The sequence below is a fragment of the Rhodovulum sp. MB263 genome, assembly GCF_002073975.1.
Taxonomy (GTDB): Bacteria; Pseudomonadota; Alphaproteobacteria; order Rhodobacterales; family Rhodobacteraceae; genus Rhodovulum.
The window spans coordinates 3,654,695-3,670,713 of the sequence record NZ_CP020384.1; the positions used below are offsets into that span (position 1 = coordinate 3,654,695).

Here is a 16,019-nt window from a genome sequence, read left to right on the forward strand (position 1 = left end):
ATCTGATCACAAGCATTCCGTGACGCAAGGCGCGGGTCAAGCCGAAGCGACACCGCCATGGAAGGCATCGCCCGGATCGCGGTCGAAGAAGTAGACGATGACGTCCTTGGGTTGCGCACCATAGGCGCGGCAGAGCGCGCCGGTCAGGGCGCGCGCCGCCTCGGCCTTGGCACCGGCCGACCTGGGGAAGGCATGCACCTTTGCAAAAATGCGGAATATTTCAGCATTTTTGCCATATTTTCCGGCATGTCCGTAGGAATTTTCGGGGGTCGAAAAATAATAGACGGTGACGATTTCCGGCTTGATTCCGAAGGCTGCGCAGAGACCATCGGTCATCAGGGAGGTGGCAAGTGCCCGTGTTTCCTGCACGGGTTCGCGGTCGAAGACTTCGATGAAGGGCATGGCGATCTCCTGTCGTGACGGGGGCGCCCGGCGCCCGGAGCGGGGCCGGATGTTGACCGGATACATGATCATATCAATTCTGCAATAAACAGTTTGAGATCTAAAATGGGAATCGGAATGAGATTCAGGGGAAGCTACACGGTCTGCGTCACGGCCTTTGACGACGAGGGTCGGATCGACCTGCCCGCCATGCGCAGCTATACCGACTGGCAGATCGCCGAGGGCGCGCATGGGCTGGTGCCGCTGGGCTCGACCGGCGAGTTCCTGTCGCTGACGCGCGAGGAACGGGGGCAGGTCGCCGAGGCGGTGATCGGTCAGGCCGGGGGCCGGGTGCCGGTGCTGATCGGCACGTCTGCCGAATGGACCGACGAGGCGATCGCGCTGTCCAGAGATGCCGAGGCCTTGGGCGCCGACGGGGTGATGCTGGTCCCGCCCTATTATTCCTCGCCCACCGATGACGAGCTGTTCACCCATTTCCGCCGCGTGGCCGAGGCGCTGTCGATCCCGGTCATGCTGTATAACAACCCCTTCACCGCCAATGTCGACCTGACCGCGCCGCTGGTCGCGCGGCTCTCGGAAATCGACAATATCGTCGCGATCAAGGACACCTCGAAGAACGTCCACCGGGTGACCGAACTGATCGAGCTGTGCGGCGACCGGCTGACGGTCTTCGCGGGCTATTACCCATGGGAAAGCTACCGTTGCGGCGCGATGGGCTACAGCTCGGTCATGGCCAATATCTCGCCGCGGCTCTCGGCCGAAATGTTCACCGAAACCCTCGACGGCGATGCCGCCAAGGGCCGCGAGATCTACGTGAAATGCCTGCCGCTGATCAATGCGCTGGCCGGCGATCTCTACGTCTCGGCCACCAAGGCCGCGATGGCGATGATCGGCCGGCCGATGGGCGCGCCGCGCCCGCCGCGGCTGCCGCTGCCGCAGGACAGGCAGGACCAGCTGCGCCGCATCCTCGACGATCTCGGGCTTCTGGCGGAAGCCTGAATCGGGGCCGCCAGAAGCCCCGCACGAACATCCGCCCCGACAGAGAGACCCCCGAAAGGAAACGCCCCATGAAACTGACCAACCTCGCGCTCTGCCTTGCCCTCGGCGCCTCGGCCGCGCTGCCCGCCTTCGCCCAGGAGATCGTGCTGAAGGCCAGCCATAACGCCAATGCCGAAGAGCCCTATGGCGTCGGCATGCGCAAGATGGCCGAGATTCTCGAAGAGAAATCCGGCGGCAAGGCCACCATCCAGGTCTTCGACAATGCCCAGCTCGGCGACGAGATGGAAAGCATCCAGGGCACCCAGATGGGCACGGTCGGCCTGGCCGTGACCGCGAATGAGACGCTGGCCAATTTCGTGCCCGATCTGGCCGTCTTCAGCCTGCCCTTCCTGTTCAGGGATGCCGATCAGATGGACCGCGCTCTGAGCGATCCGGCGGTCATCACCAAGGCCCAGGAGATCCTGAACCAGAAGGGCTTTCACCTCGTCAGCTTCTTCTCGGCGGGCACCCGTCACATCATGACCAAGACCCCGATCCAGACCCTGGACGACCTTGCGGGGCTGAAGATCCGCACCATGCAGAACCCGGCCCATGTCGACACCTTCAAGGCCTTCGGGGCGAACCCGACGCCGCTGGCCTATACCGAGCTTTACGGCGCGCTCGAAACCGGTGTCGTCGACGGGGCCGAGGCCGCCAACACCAATTACTACGCCAAAAAGTTCTACGAGGTGTCCCCCGACTGGGCGGTGATCGGCTGGCTGGAACTGGTGGCGCCGGTGATCATGGGCGAGGCCGCCTATCAGGCGCTGCCCGCCGACGTCCGGGCCGCGCTGGACGAAGCCGGGATCGAGGCCGGCCGGTTCCAGCGCCAGACCTATCGCGACAGCGACACTGCGCGCTTTGCCGATCTCGAGGCGGTGGGCGTCAGGATCTCGCATCCCGACGATGCCGCCTTCCGCGCCGCCGCAGCCCCGATCCAGGAGAAATACATCCAGACCGATGCGCAGAAAGAGCTGTTCGAGCTGCTGCAGGCGGTGAACTGACCGTTCCCTCCCCGACCTCCCGGCCGCCTTGCGCGGCCGGGCCTTTCCCGTTTTTCCCGGAGGACCGTCATGCTGCCGCTGATCGAACGCACCCTTCTCATGCTGCGCCGGCTTGTTTCGGCCGCGGTGATCCTCTTGTTCTCGGTGATGATGGCAGCTGTCCTGATCCAGATCGCCGGGCGCTACATCTTCAACTATTCCATCGCCCAGGCCTCGGAGATCGCGACCTTCTGCCAGATCTGGCTGGTGCTGCTGGGGGCGGGCGTCGCCATGGCCCGGGGCCAGCATGTCGCGATCGACATGGTGCCCGCGCGGTTCTCGCTGCCCTGGGCGCGGGCCGCGCTGATCTTCATCGCGCTCGTCTCTGCCGCCTTCCTTGCGGTTCTCGCCTGGGGCAGCCAGCCGCTCCTGCGGATGGGCGCGTTCCAGACCTCGCCGTCGCTGCAGATGCCGATGGCCTGGATGTATCTCTGCCTGCCGGTGGGCGCGGGCTATATCGCGCTGGAGCTGCTGCTCTCGGTGATCCTGCGCTGGAACGACCCGTTCCCGCCGCCCAGCCTCGACCATGAAGAGGAGGCGATCTGATGCTGGTGATTGCCGTTGCCTTCGTCTTCCTGCTGCTCGCGGGCGTGCCGGTCGTCTTCGTGCTGGGCGCCTCGGCGGTGCTGGCGCTGGTCACCACGACCGACGTCCCTGTCGCCATCGTCAGCCAGAGGGTCTTTGCCGGGCTGAACACCTTCACGCTGATGTCGATCCCGTTCTTCGTCTTCGCGGGCGTGATCATGGATGCGGGCGGCATCTCGCGCCGGATCGTCGAATTCGCCTCGGCCGTCATCGGCTGGGTGGTGGGCAGCCTGTTGCAGGTCTCCTGCCTTGCCGCCGCCGGGCTGGCCGCGATCTCGGGCTCGGGCTCGGCCGACACGGCGGCGATCTCGGCGATTATGCAGCCGCAACTGCGACGCCGCGGCTATGATGTCGATTTCGGCGCCGCGATCATCGCCTCGGCCGGGTCCATCGCCCAGGTGATCCCGCCCAGCCTGACCATGGTGATCCTCGCGGTCGTGTCGAACGTGTCGATCGGCGCGCTGTTCCTGTCGGGCGTGGTGCCTGGGCTGATGTGCATCGCGATCCTGATGGTCATCGCCTATTTCCATGCCCGGAAGGGCGGCCCCGCCTATCGCGAGACCGAGCCCTTCACCTTTGCCCGGCTGGCCCGCACCGGCTGGGCCGCGCTGCCCGCCGCCGGCATGCCGGTGCTGATCCTCGGCGGCATTCTCGGGGGCGTCTTCACGCCGACCGAGGCCGCCGCCGTCTCGGGCTTTTACGGGCTTCTGGTCGGCGCCTTCCTCTACCGCGATCTCGACCTCAGGCGCCTGCCCGACCTGATCCTGCGCACCGTCTCGCTGTCTTCGGCGGTGATGCTGATCATCGGCACCGCCAGCGTCTTTTCCTGGCTCATCGCCAATGCCAACGTGCCCCAGCTTCTCGGCAACTGGATCGCCAGCGTGTCCTCCTCGACGCTGATGTTCCTCCTGATCGCGAACCTGCTGTTCCTCTTCGTCGGCATGTTCCTCGAGACCATCGCCGCGATCCTGATCATCGTGCCGGTGCTGTCGCCCATCGCAGCCCAGATGGGGGTGGACCCGATCCACTTCTCGCTGCTGATCATCCTCAACTGCGCCATCGGCACGGTGACGCCACCCTATGGCGTGTCGCTCTTCGTGGCCTCCAGCGTCGCCGGACGACCGGTGCTGTCGGTGGCGAAGAAACTCGCGCTGCCGCTGGCCGGGCTGTTCGCCGTGCTGGTTGCGGTGACGCTGATCCCTGATCTTCCGCTTTTACTGCCGCGCCTTGCCGGCCTCATCGACTGAAGGAGACTGCCATGACAAAACTCAAGGTCACCATCGCCGGGATCGAGTTCGACGCCCGTTTCGAAGATGCCGCGCCAAAGACCGTCGCCGCCTTCCGCGCCAGGATGCCCTTCAAGGGCCAGGTCGTCCATGTCCGCTGGTCGGGCGAGGGTGTCTGGATCCCGCTGGGCGAGACCGATTTCGGCCTCGGCTACGAGAACCACACCAGCTACCCGGCGCCGGGCCAGATCATCCTCTATCCGGGCGGGATCAGCGAGACCGAGATCCTGCTGGCCTATGGCGGCGTGCATTTCGCCTCGAAGCTCGGCCAGCTTGCGGGCAATCATTTCATCACCCTGACCTCGAATACCGACAAACTGGCCGAGCTCGGGCCCAAGGTGCTGTATGAAGGCGCCCAGGAGATCCTGTTCGAAGAGGTCGACGCGTGACAGCCTCCCGGCCCATCGCCTTCGGCGCCCGTCTGCGCCAGCTCGCGCAGGCGCGCGGCGCGGCCGAGGCCGTCCGTTTTCTGGTCGCCGACGGGCAGGAAGAGGCGATCGGCTGGGATGCGCTTGACGCTTCGGTCGACCGCATCGCCCATGTGCTGGCGGCACGCGGGGTCGCTCAGGGCGATGTGGTCGGCATCGGGCTCGCCAACACGCCCACCCATCTGGCGAGTTCGCTGGCGGTCTGGCGGCTGGGCGCGACGACGCTGGTCGCCGACCCGCATCTGGCGCCCGAGCTTGCCGCCGCGCTGAAGGCCCGGATCGGCGCCCGGCTCTGGATTGCCGAGACCCCGGGCCGGGGCGATCTGGACCGCGCCGCGCTGGAACGGCTGGCCGCCTTCGCCCCCGCGACCCCGGTCGCGGACGCGGTCTCCTGCCCGGGCAAGATCGTGCTCTCGGGCGGCTCGACCGGGCTGCCCAAGATGATGGCCGACGACCGGCCCCATACCCGTATCCCCGGCGCCAGCTGGGGCCGGATCGCGCCCGCGCTGGGGTTCCGCACCGATCAGGTGCAGCTGGTCGCGGGAGCGCTGGCCCATAACGCGCCGCAGACCTGGGCGCAGAACGGGCTTTTCGAAGGCAACCAGCTGATCCTGTTGGAGAAATTCGACGCCGACCGGGCACTTCTGGCCATCGACCGCTTCCGGGTCGGCTTTGCCATGGTGGTGCCGACGATGATGGTGCGGATGCTCGACCGGCTCAAGGCCACCGGCGCGGCCCTCGACAGCCTGCATGCCTTCTATCATACCGGCGCGCCCTGCCCGGCCTGGCTCAAGGCCGCCTGGATCGAGCGGCTGGGGCCCGAGCGCGTCTTCGAGATGTACGGCTCGGGCGAGAATACCGGGCAGACCGTCATCACGGGCACCGAATGGCTGGCGCGCAAGGGCTCGGTCGGGCGCGGCTTCGAGACCGAGATCCGGATCTATGACCCCGAGGGCGCGCAGCTGGGCCCGCGCGCGCGCGGCGAGATCTTCATGCGGCCCGAGGATCTGTCCGGTCGCAGCCGCTATCTGGGTCCGGACGCGCCCGAGCCCCGCCGCGACGAGGACGGGTTCCAGAGCATCGGCGACATGGGCTGGCTCGACGACGAGGGCTATCTTTATCTCGCGGGCCGCTCGGATGACGTGATCAATACCGGTGGGGTCAAGGTCCATCCCGAGGTGGTCGAGGCCGAATTGCTGCGCCATCCGCAGGTCGCCGATGCGGTGGTGCTGGGGATCTCGGATCGCGACTGGGGTCAGCGCGTGCTGGCCTGCATCGTGCCGGCAGAAGGCGTCAGCCCCGACCCGGCCGAACTGCATGATTTCTGCGCCGCCCATCTCGCCCCGGCCGAGGTGCCCAAGCGCTTCGAGCTGCGCCGCACCCTGCCCCGCGACGGTTTCGGAAAGATCCGCCGCAAGGCGCTCCGCGCCGAGTTCGAACCCGACAGGACCGAAGACGGCCCCGGCAGCGCCTCATCCTGCGCCTGACCCCGCTAAGCACATGGCCCCGCGCGTCTTCCCCGTATCCCGGCAGCCGGTGGCGTTGCCGGGCCGCCGGAAAAGGTGCTACCCTGCGCAGATACGCTTTCGGCGGCCGGGGACTTGGGCCTTCGGACCAGCGCCGGGCCATGACCGGGGCGCCCGCGAATTGCGGCTGCGTTCCTCGCGACATTTCCGCGGGGTCGTCACCCCGATCTCCGAAACCGGGCGAAGACAACGCCTTATCCCGGACCGGAGGCGGCCGATTTCAGCCCCCCAGAGAAGTTCTTGGCAGACGAGCGCAGCCGCAGGATCAGGGGGATCCCAACCGACGACCAACTGAGAGCCCCCTGCCGGCCGCGCCGATTTCAAGAGCTTCCGCAGCATGGCCACCCGCAGGAAAGACAAGGACATTTACCGCCACATGAGCAATGTGGTGCATCCTGCGCGGTTCGCCACCGCGGTCAGCGGATGGCGGTCAGAAGCAGGGGGCTCGACATCCGGAGCGGCGCAAAAATCGGGCGCGTAGCAGAGACCGACGGCCACCATCATTCCGAGATAGCCTTTCCAGACCGGCTCAGGGCCGCGATCAGGGTCGCCCATCTGGGCCGAGGCCCGATGCGCTGCGAGATCGCGCTTTTCCGCGATGACGAGGGCGTCTTCGTTCATATCGATGCCGCGCCCCAGCGCCCTGCCCGCTGGCGCCAGCCATGCGCCGCGCGCTCGCAGCGCTGGCACATGGCACGGGACACGCCGACCGACACGCAACCGGCCACCCGGGCATAGGCGCCTGAGCCCGCAATTCCGGATCTGACGCAATCGCCACTGCATCTCGTCGCCACGGCATTTCGCGATTGCCGGATGTCGAAGGAAACACCCCAGGCGACAACGCGTCCAGCGGCACGCCATCGAAGGCGCCGCCGGTTTGAACCCAGTCGTGAAGGCCGAAATGCAGACCCTGAAGGCACGCGCCCACCATGGGCTTCGGACAGTTGCCAGCACCATGGCGAAGCTCTTCGCGATCTTCGACCATACCGGCCGATTTGCCGCCGACCGTCTCGTCAGGAAGGCCATCGGCGCACCACATGGAAGATCCCGAGGCATCTGCTCGCGCGCGCGCCTTCGCATCCCCATGTTTCGGACCGCGATTGGCCCGAGCGACGATCCTGTCCCGCTCTGCTCAACGACCAGCGCTGCGTGTGCGCGATCTCGGGGGCTCCGGCCTCTGTCGACCGGGTGATCGCAGATCGGGGCGATAATGCCAACGGGCTTCGGGCCGCATCGAAAGGCAAGAGAAGACGCCCAGCAACCCCGGCAGGCCCCCCCGTGACCAAAACGCCCGCGAGGACAGATGCCCGAAGCGCTTTTTGTCAGCCATCGCTTCCGCGGCAGCCGCCCTCTTCCGGCCATGACCTCCGATATGGCCAGAGCCCGGTTCGGGCCGGCCCCCGCTGTCGACCCCGAACAGGTTCGCGGAGAGCGCCAGGGGACGACATCACCGGCAGCCCCGGTCGCCCCAATGGTCAGAGAGGCGGGACGCCCTGGCAAGATGGCCGCTGATCGGGATCTGGGGCCGGAGCCGCAAGTCAGTGGCACTGAGTATCCGGGCCAGCTCGCGGCGCCGCTTGCCCATCATCACAGCTTGCCCATCATGTCGGGCGTCACGCCGTCCGCCATCGCGCGGCGGCGCATCGCAGGGGAGGCGCCGGGACGGGGTCGCCGGAGCGGAACGCCCCCCCACCAAGCCCTCGCGATGAACGGATGACGGCGGCGCGCGCAGGAGAGACTGTGCCAATAGGCCCCGGCAAAGCGCAGATGATCCTCCATCCGCTTGCCCAGCACCAGCGCGTCGGGATCGTAATGGCGGAAAGCCAGCGGATTGGGGCTGTCGGGGCCTTCATGGGCGATCTTGTCGATACCGTGGAAGAAGTCGGTCATCTGCGGGTCCTCCTGTCCGGGGCCGGGCGCAGCCCTGACGCGCAGGCGGGCGGGCCTGCGCGCTCCGGATCTTTGGCAACCCCGATCAGGCGACGGAACAATCTAGATGCGGCGGGCATTCGGGGGCCGGCACGGCCGCTGGCCCCCCGCCCTGTCAGTCCGCCTCTGCCGTTTCGGCACAAGCGGCGCTGGCCGCCACCCGCGCGCCCTCGCTCAGAAGCCGGGAATAGGCCTCGGCAAGCTGGCGCTTGAGGGTCAGGGACAGCGCCTGCGGGAAGACCTCGCGGACCGAGAGCAGCGCCTCGACCTTGCCTTCGGGCGTGTCGGCGCCGTCGCTCAGCACGCGCAGCCGCTCGGCCAGCGGGTCGCGCACATCGATGGGCTGGCCCGCCTCGTCGATGCCGCCGACATAGCGCATCCAGGCCGCGACGGTCAGGATCAGCCCGGGGCTCGCGCGGCCCTCGACGAGATTGTCAGACAGGGTGGCAAGGATGCGCTGGGGCAGCTTCTGGCTGCCATCCATGGCGATCTGCCAGGTGCGGTGACGGATCGCGGGGTTGGCGAAGCGCGCGGCCAGCGCCTCGGCATAGGCCGACAGCGAGACGCCGGGCGGCGGGGTCAGCGACGGAGTGATCTCCTTGGCCCAGAGATGGCGCACGAAGCCTCCCAGCGCCGGATCGGCCACGCTGTCCGAGATGGTCTCGTGCCCGGCCAGATAGCCCAGATAGGCCAGCGCCGAATGCGCGCCGTTCAGCATCCTCAGCTTCATGTGTTCGTAGGGGGTGACATCGGCCACCAGCTCGGCGCCGACCGCGCCCCAGTCGGGCCGCGCATCATCGACGAAATCATCCTCGATCGCCCATTGCCGGAACGGCTCGTGCATCACCGGGGCGGCGTCGTGGTATCCGGTCAGGGCCTCGACCCGGGCGATGTCCTCGGCGCTGGTGGCGGGCACGATCCGGTCGACCATGGTGGCGGGGAAGCGGCCCTCGTTGCCGATCCAGTCGGCAAGCGCGGGATCGATCCGCGCGGCGAGCGCCAGCACCACGCCCCGCACCAGGCGGCCGTTCTCGGGGAGGTTGTCGCAGGTCAGAACGGTGAAGGGCCGGAGGCCCCGGTCGCGGCGAAGCTGCAGCGCCCGCACCAGATAGCCCGGCGCCGAGAGCGGATGGGCCGCGCCCAGATCGTGCACGATGTCGGGATGCTCGAGGTTCAGCGCCCCGGTCGCCGGGTCGTGGCAATAGCCCTTCTCGGTGATGGTGAGCGTGACGATGCGGATCGCCGGATCGGCCATCGCCTCGAGCACCGCCTGCGGGTCCTCGGGCGCGACCAGCACCTCGCGGATGATCTCGACCGGGCGGGCGATGGCCCCCTCGGCGCCCAGCTCGAGCGCGGTATAGGCGCAGCCCTGCGGTGCCAGCGCGTCGCGCGTGCCGGGCGATTTCAGCGAGACGCCGATGATGCCCCAGGCGCCGCCCGAGCGGGCCATGGCCTCTTCGGTATAGATCGCGCCATGCGCGCGGAAGAAGGCACCGAGGCCAAGATGGACGATGCCGGGTTCGGGGGCCTTCGCGGTACGGGTCATTCGGTCAGCGGACAAGCCTGCCTCCATCTGCATTCAACTCCGCGCCACGACCGCCGCGATGCGGAGAAACAGGGAAAATCGACGGTTCGGGGGTGGTCTCGGGTTCGGCTGCGATCTCGGAAACGATCTTCCGGGCGCCGGGATCGCGCGCAAAGAACTTGCCGGGGTTGCACGGCGCCATGAAATACTCCCTGAAACCGTCCGGGTCCTCGCTCCGCCATCTGCGATGTCGGACACGACTGCGGTGGATGCGAGCCCCCGTTGCAACTGACATTCTAGTATATCACCTTTCCCCCGCGCTCAATACCGGTGACGGCAGCGATGGTTCCGCCGCCGGCGCCCGCTTCGCTCGCGGCGCCTTCGCCGAGTGGCTGCTCCGAGGGCAGCGCCTGCCGGCCGGTGCGGGTCTCGGTCAGAGTAAGCTCATGAATTCACGAACGAAAGCATAGGCCTGCGCGAGTGGTATCAGGGGTGAAACCTGTCACCCGGTGCCCTTGTGGTGATCTCTGACAGACGCTGATTGAGGCGCCGGGACGGATGCTCCGGCGCCTTTTGCATATGAAGGGGATGGGCACTTCGTGACATGGAGTTGTGGCCCCAGCGCCGTGCAATGGGACAATGCCCATGAATGGGCTCCTGCCCAGCGAGGTCGGCGAATGATGCGAAGGCGCCGGAACACCGGGCGGCATAGGGGCGGTGACAGATCTGATGAAGGCCATGAGGCGCCCGCAAGCTGTCGCAGCGATTCAGGGAAGATATCAGCGTTGGAGAGGCTGTCTGGTGCCCGTCACGGCGGCTGACGTCTACGCCGACACAATTGCTCATGTGTATGGAGATGACGTTGACCTCGACCTGCCCGCTTAACCTTCTTTCCGGGCTGCCTGCGGAAGGAAACTGCGGACGGGCCCGGCATCCGGTGGATCGGAGCGACGGCAGCTCTGTCCGGCCCGGACGTCCGGATGATACGACCCTGTTCACTGGAGCGCGCCCACGACCGGCGTGCTTTCACGATGGTCTTCGGGTCTGGCCCTGCAAGGATCCGGCGGATCCCTGTCCCACCCGGCTCTCTCGCGAATGCCTGGCTCGGAGCTGCGGTTGAAGCTTGTGATCGGCGTTCATGGCTGCGCCGGTCTGCCGTACAGAGCTGTGCCATGGGCCTTGCCCCCATTCCAGCGCCTGGTGCGCGACTCGAACCGCGGAGACAAGCAGTTGGCTGCCGTCGGACCGGCGCCCCGAACCGTCCGTCTGCCCCGCCTCGAGAGGCGATTGGCGCGGCCCGCGGGCGGCCAGACAGGCCGGTCGCGACACATCCGGCCGAGAGATCCAAAGCCTGAAGGCCCCTTCGTCCCTCGAGAGGGCCACCGGGGCGTCCCGTGCCGGCCGAATGAAAGCGCCCCGAGGAGCCCCCCCGGGGCGATCCGTCCCCTTTTCGAGGATCGGAGGACGGCCTTGCACCAGCCTTGACATCAACGCCTGAAGGCGCGCGGGCGAGGCCCAACCCCGCATATGCGCCAGATCAGCCGGAAACGCCTCAGGCGGCCCCTTCCTGCGTCGGAATGCGCGGCGCGAGCTCGGCCACCACGCGTTCATAGAGCGCGCGCTTGAAGGGCACGATATGATCGACCAGCGCCTCGGCGTCGATCCAGGTCCAGGCCTCGAATTCGGGATGCTCGGTCGCGATGTTCACCTGATCGTCGGCCCCGAGGAAGCGCAGCAGGTACCAGAGCTGCCTCTGGCCGCGATATCTTCCCTTCCAGACCGTGCCCAGAAGCTCGGGCGGCAGGTCGTACTCGATCCAGTTCTCGGTGCGGGCCAGGATCTCGACCTGATCGGCGGTCACCCCGGTCTCTTCCCAAAGCTCGCGCAACAGCGCCTCTTCGGGCTCTTCGCCCTTGTCGATCCCGCCCTGTGGCATCTGCCAGGCCGGTTCGGCCCAGTCCTTGCGCTGGCCGACGAAGACGCGGCCGGCGCCGTTCACAAGCATGATCCCCACGCCGGGGCGATAGGGCAGTTTCTCGATCTCTTCGCGAGTCATCCGATACCTTCGGGGCCGGTGCGACCCGGCCCCCTCCCTTCCTGTCACTTGTGTTCGGGGTCGAGCGCCGCGAGGCCCTTGAGGATGTCGACCGCATAGGCCAGCTGGTAATCCTCTTCGCGCAGCTTCGCCGCAGCCTCGGCCTTGGCCAGCTCGTCCTCGGCCTGCTTGCGCTCGTCCTCGGTCATGCTGTCATTGTCGAGCGCCCCGCGCAGATCGGCCTCGGAGCGCATGTGCAGCGCCGACGAGGGCTGATCCTCGGTCTTCTCGGCGGCGGCCGGGTCACGCCGGGGCTGTTCCACCACGATGTCGGGGGCGACGCCCAGCGCCTGAATCGACCGGCCCGAGGGGGTGTAGTAGCGCGCCGTGGTCAGCCGCATCGCGCCCTCGCCCTTCATCGGGATCACGGTCTGGACCGAGCCCTTGCCGAAGCTGCGGGTGCCGACGACGATGGCGCGGCGATGGTCCTTCAGCGCACCCGCCACGATTTCCGAGGCAGAGGCCGAGCCGCCATTGATCAGGACCACCATCGGCAGCCCGCCGGTCAGATCTCCCTTGGTGGCATTGTAGCGGTCGCTGTCCTGCGGATCGCGCCCCCGGGTCGAGACGATCTCGCCCGCATCGAGGAAAGCATCCGAAACCTTGATCGCCTGCGGCAGCAACCCGCCGGGATTGTTGCGCAGATCGAGCACGACGCCGTCGACATTCTCGATCCCGCCAAGCTCGTCGACCGACTTGGTCCACTCTTTCTCGAGATTCGAATAGGTCTGGTCGTTGAAGGTGGTGACGCGCAGCACGACGGTGTCGCCCTCGACCCGCGACCGCACCGCGGTCAGCTTGATGGTGTCGCGGGTGATGGTGACATCGAAGGGCTCGTCGGCGCCCTTGCGGACCACGGTGATGACGATCTCGCTGCCGACCGGGCCGCGCATCTTCTCGACCGCGTCGTCCAGCGTCAGCCCGAGCACGCTCTCGCCGTTCACATGGGTGATGAAATCGCCCGACTCGATGCCCGCCTCCTCGGCCGGGGTGCCGTCGATCGGAGAGACGACCTTGACGAAACCGTCCTCCTGCGTGACCTCGATCCCGAGGCCGCCGAATTCGCCGCGGGTCTGCACCTGCATGTCGTCGAAATCCTTCGGCGGCAGATAGCTCGAATGCGGATCGAGCGAGGTCAGCATGCCGTTGATCGCGGCTTCGATCAGCTTGGTCGAGTCGACCTCCTCGACATATTGCGAGCGGATCCGCTCGAACACATCGCCGAAGAGATCGAGCTGTTCATAGACCGAGCCGTTCGACTTGGCCTCATCGGCCAGAAGCGGGCCGGCCACCTGCGTGGCGACGAGCGTTCCGGCAACCACGCCGCCCAGTGCGGCGACCACGAATTTCTTCATCGGCATCCTCAATCCTTACTGTCGCGCGAACCACGGCGCCGGGTCCACGGGGCTGCCGCCCTGTCTCAATTCCATATAAAGCGTTTCCGGCCGGTCATTGCCACCGCCTTCTGCCGCCGCGTCCAGAAACGCCGCCCTGTTGGGATCGGCGCCGCCCATGAGCCCGACCGGCGCGCCGCCGGGCAGGACCTGGCCCTCGCCACCATAGACCTGCGCCATTCCGGCAAGCACCAGCAGATATCCCTCGGCGGGTTCCAGAACCATCACATTTCCGTAGTCGAGCAGCGGTCCGCGATAGCGGATCGTGGCCGCGACGGGCGTCGTCACCAGCGCCAGCGGCCGGGTCGCCAGCACCAGTCCGGGGCGCGGCACACCCGCCGCGTCGGCCTCCTCGAAGCCGCGCAGCAGGGTGCCCTCGACCGGCAGGGGCAGGCTCCCGCGCAAGGCCTCGAAGCCCGGGCCCGCGCTGCCTTCGGGCGCCATCCCCCCGACTTCGGCCAGCCCTTCGGCAAAGCCATCGAGCGTCTCGCTGCTCAGCGCGAGATGGGCCAGCCGCCCGGGATCGGCTGCAAAGCGCTGCGGCAGGTCGCGGCGGTCGGCGATGGCCTGGCTGAGCTCGGTGCGCGCGGTCTGCACCCCTGCAAGCCCCGCCGCCAGATCCTCGGCCGCGCTTTCCTGCAGGGCGCGGATCAGCGCGATCTCGTCCAGCTGGCGCCGCAACGCCTCGGCCTCGGCCTGCAGCGCCGGGGTCACCTCGCCCAGCATCATGCCCGCCCGCGCCGCGCCGAGCGGCCCGGTCGGATGCAAGAGGACCAAGGCCTCGGGATTGCGTTCGAGCCCGGCGAGCACGCCGACCAGCCGGGCGATCTCCTCGCGCCGGGCATCGAGCACGGCGGCGATGGTCTGCTCGCGCAGGGCCGCACGCCGCAGCCCCTCGCGCAGCGCGGCCAGCCCCTCCTCATAGGCACGGACGGTTTCGGTCAGGGCCGCGACCCGGTCCCGGGCGCCACCCGCAGCCCGCAGCCGTTCCGTCGCGTCGCGAAGGGCGCCGGCGGCCTCGCGGGCGGTCTCGGCCGGATCGGCGCTGGCGCTGGCGGCCAGAGCCGGGGCAAACCCGAACGGGCCGGAAAGCACGGCCAGCACGGCCCCGGCGATCAGAAGGGCACGCCCCGGACCGCCCGCCCGTCTCACCGCTCGATCAGGGTCTCGCCCGTCATCTCGGGCGGCTTCGGCAGATCCATGAGCTGAAGCACGGTCGGGGCCAGATCGGCGAGCCGGCCGTCGCGCAGCCGCGCCCCTTCCGGACCTCCGAACAGGATCACCGGCACCGGGTTCAGCGTATGGGCGGTATGCGGACCGCCGGTGGCCGGGTCGATCATCGTCTCGCAATTGCCGTGATCGGCGGTGACGATCATGGCGCCCCCGACCTCCTTAAGCGCGGCAAGTGCCCGGCCAAGCCCCTTGTCGACCACCTCGCAGGCCTTCATCGCCGCGGCGAGAATGCCGGTATGGCCGACCATGTCTGGATTGGCGAAATTGACCACGATCAGATCGTAGCGCGCCTCGATCGCCTCGACCAGGTTGTCGGCGACCGCTTCGGCCGACATTTCGGGCGCCAGGTCGTAGGTCGCGACCTTGGGGCTCGAGGGCATGAAGCGGTCTTCGCCGGTCTCGGGCGCTTCCTTGCCGCCATTCAGGAAGAAGGTGACATGCGGGTATTTCTCGGTCTCGGCGAGGCGAAACTGCCTGAGCCCCTGCTTTGCCACCCATTCGCCGAGCGTGTTGACGATCTTGCGCTTGGGAAAGACCGTGGACATCCAGGCGTTATGCTCGACCGAATATTCGACCATCCCCAGCGCCGCCGCGAAATCCGGCCGGGTGCCGGTGTCGAAATTGTCGAAATCGGGCTGGACGAAGGCGCGCAGGATCTCGCGGGCGCGGTCGGCGCGGAAATTGAGGCAGAACAGCCCGTCGCCATCCTTCATGCCCTCATGGCCCGCAACCACCGAGGGGTGGATGAACTCGTCGGTTTCGCCCCGGTCATAGGCCTTCTGCACCGCCTCTGCGGCACTGGCCACCTCTTCGCCGAGCCCGTTGGCCATGGCGTGATAGGCCAGCTTCACCCGCTCCCAGCGATTGTCGCGGTCCATGGCGTAATAACGCCCGATCACAGTGGCGATGCGGGCGCCCTCGGGCAGGCCCCCGGCAAGCTCGGGGATGAAACGGTCGGCCGATTGCGGCGGCACGTCACGGCCATCGGTCAGAGCGTGGATCGCGACCGGAACCCCTGCCTCGGCGATGCAGCGGGCGGCCGCGAGGATATGCGCGATATGGCCATGCACGCCACCATCGGAGACCAGACCTATCAGATGCGCGGTGCCGCCCGAGGCCTTCATCTTGTCGATGAACTCGGTGAGGGCGGGCCGGGCGAAGAAGCTGCCATCCTCGATCGACAGGTCGATCTGGCCCAGATCCATCGCCACCACCCGGCCGGCGCCGATATTGGTATGGCCGACCTCGGAATTGCCCATCTGCCCGGTAGGCAGGCCGACATCCGGACCGAAAGTCGTCAGGACGGCATGCGGGCAGGTCTGCATCAGCCGGTCGAAATTTGGCGTCTCGGCCAGAAGCGGGGCATTGTCGTCATGGGTGGGGCCGATGCCCCAGCCGTCTAGGATGCAAAGAACGACGGGTTTCGGTGTGGTCATGGCAAGGGGCCCTTCTGCGGTTGCGCCCCTTCTAAAAGGCACGGGGCGAGAGAACAACAGCGGGCTTCGATGCCAGGGCGTCACAGGACCGGCGGCCCC

Annotated in this window: 14 protein-coding genes and 1 pseudogene; 7 read left to right on the top strand and 8 right to left on the bottom strand. The window is 67.5% G+C overall.

Annotation, left to right across the window (positions count from 1 at the left end):
* Positions 1-36: 36 nt before the first annotated feature.
* Positions 37-402, bottom strand: coding sequence for a hypothetical protein (locus B5V46_RS17065; RefSeq protein ID WP_080617706.1), 366 nt, complete (start codon positions 400-402; stop codon positions 37-39).
* A gap of 117 nt (positions 403-519) precedes the next feature.
* On the opposite strand from B5V46_RS17065, the gene dapA reads away from it, so the two are divergent.
* The 7 genes from dapA (at position 520) to B5V46_RS20290 (ending at position 7,046) form a co-directional block, all read left to right on the top strand.
* The gene (gene dapA / locus B5V46_RS17070; protein WP_080617707.1) at positions 520-1,401 is read left to right on the top strand and encodes a 4-hydroxy-tetrahydrodipicolinate synthase; all 882 of its coding nucleotides are present in this window, start codon (positions 520-522) and stop codon (positions 1,399-1,401) included.
* 68 nt (positions 1,402-1,469) lie between these two features.
* The gene (locus B5V46_RS17075) at positions 1,470-2,444 is read left to right on the top strand and encodes a TRAP transporter substrate-binding protein (RefSeq protein ID WP_080617708.1); all 975 of its coding nucleotides are present in this window, start codon (positions 1,470-1,472) and stop codon (positions 2,442-2,444) included.
* Between the two features lie 69 nt (positions 2,445-2,513).
* Positions 2,514-3,029, top strand: a complete 516-nt coding sequence (locus tag B5V46_RS17080) for a TRAP transporter small permease (protein ID WP_080617709.1) — start codon at positions 2,514-2,516, stop codon at positions 3,027-3,029.
* Positions 3,029-4,315, top strand: a complete 1,287-nt coding sequence (locus B5V46_RS17085) for a TRAP transporter large permease (protein WP_080617710.1) — start codon at positions 3,029-3,031, stop codon at positions 4,313-4,315. Before B5V46_RS17080 ends, B5V46_RS17085 begins: the two co-directional genes overlap by 1 nt.
* 11 nt (positions 4,316-4,326) lie before the next feature.
* Positions 4,327-4,743: a DUF3830 family protein gene (locus B5V46_RS17090; RefSeq protein ID WP_080617711.1), complete on the top strand. Its 417-nt coding sequence runs from the start codon at positions 4,327-4,329 to the stop codon at positions 4,741-4,743.
* Positions 4,740-6,269, top strand: coding sequence for an AMP-binding protein (locus tag B5V46_RS17095; RefSeq protein WP_080617712.1), 1,530 nt, complete (start codon positions 4,740-4,742; stop codon positions 6,267-6,269). The genes B5V46_RS17090 and B5V46_RS17095 overlap by 4 nt, the downstream gene beginning before the upstream one ends.
* Before the next feature lie 609 nt (positions 6,270-6,878).
* Positions 6,879-7,046 carry a hypothetical protein gene (locus B5V46_RS20290; protein ID WP_196774283.1) on the top strand — a complete coding sequence of 56 codons (168 nt, stop codon included), beginning with the start codon at positions 6,879-6,881 and terminating at the stop codon, positions 7,044-7,046.
* Between the two features lie 939 nt (positions 7,047-7,985).
* On the opposite strand, the pseudogene B5V46_RS20000 reads toward B5V46_RS20290, so the two are convergent.
* The 7 genes and pseudogenes from B5V46_RS20000 to gpmI form a co-directional block, all read right to left on the bottom strand.
* Positions 7,986-8,198 (bottom strand): annotated as a pseudogene (locus tag B5V46_RS20000) (hypothetical protein); the annotation flags it as partial.
* A gap of 154 nt (positions 8,199-8,352) precedes the next feature.
* Entirely contained in the window at positions 8,353-9,783 is a 1,431-nt protein-coding gene (locus tag B5V46_RS17110; RefSeq protein ID WP_231119168.1) for a mannitol dehydrogenase family protein, read from the bottom strand.
* A gap of 4 nt (positions 9,784-9,787) precedes the next feature.
* Complete coding sequence (locus B5V46_RS20005; RefSeq protein WP_155774109.1) at positions 9,788-9,964, bottom strand: hypothetical protein; 177 nt, start codon at positions 9,962-9,964, stop codon at positions 9,788-9,790.
* A gap of 1,350 nt (positions 9,965-11,314) precedes the next feature.
* Positions 11,315-11,818 carry an RNA pyrophosphohydrolase gene (locus B5V46_RS17115; RefSeq protein ID WP_080617714.1) on the bottom strand — a complete coding sequence of 168 codons (504 nt, stop codon included), beginning with the start codon at positions 11,816-11,818 and terminating at the stop codon, positions 11,315-11,317.
* 44 nt (positions 11,819-11,862) lie between these two features.
* Positions 11,863-13,212 (bottom strand): S41 family peptidase, encoded by a 1,350-nt coding sequence (locus B5V46_RS17120; protein WP_080618096.1) that lies wholly within the window; start codon positions 13,210-13,212, stop codon positions 11,863-11,865.
* 15 nt (positions 13,213-13,227) lie between these two features.
* Complete coding sequence (locus B5V46_RS17125; RefSeq protein ID WP_080617715.1) at positions 13,228-14,403, bottom strand: murein hydrolase activator EnvC; 1,176 nt, start codon at positions 14,401-14,403, stop codon at positions 13,228-13,230.
* Complete coding sequence (gene gpmI, locus B5V46_RS17130; protein ID WP_080617716.1) at positions 14,400-15,920, bottom strand: 2,3-bisphosphoglycerate-independent phosphoglycerate mutase; 1,521 nt, start codon at positions 15,918-15,920, stop codon at positions 14,400-14,402. The genes B5V46_RS17125 and gpmI overlap by 4 nt, the downstream gene beginning before the upstream one ends.
* Positions 15,921-16,019: the final 99 nt, after the last annotated feature.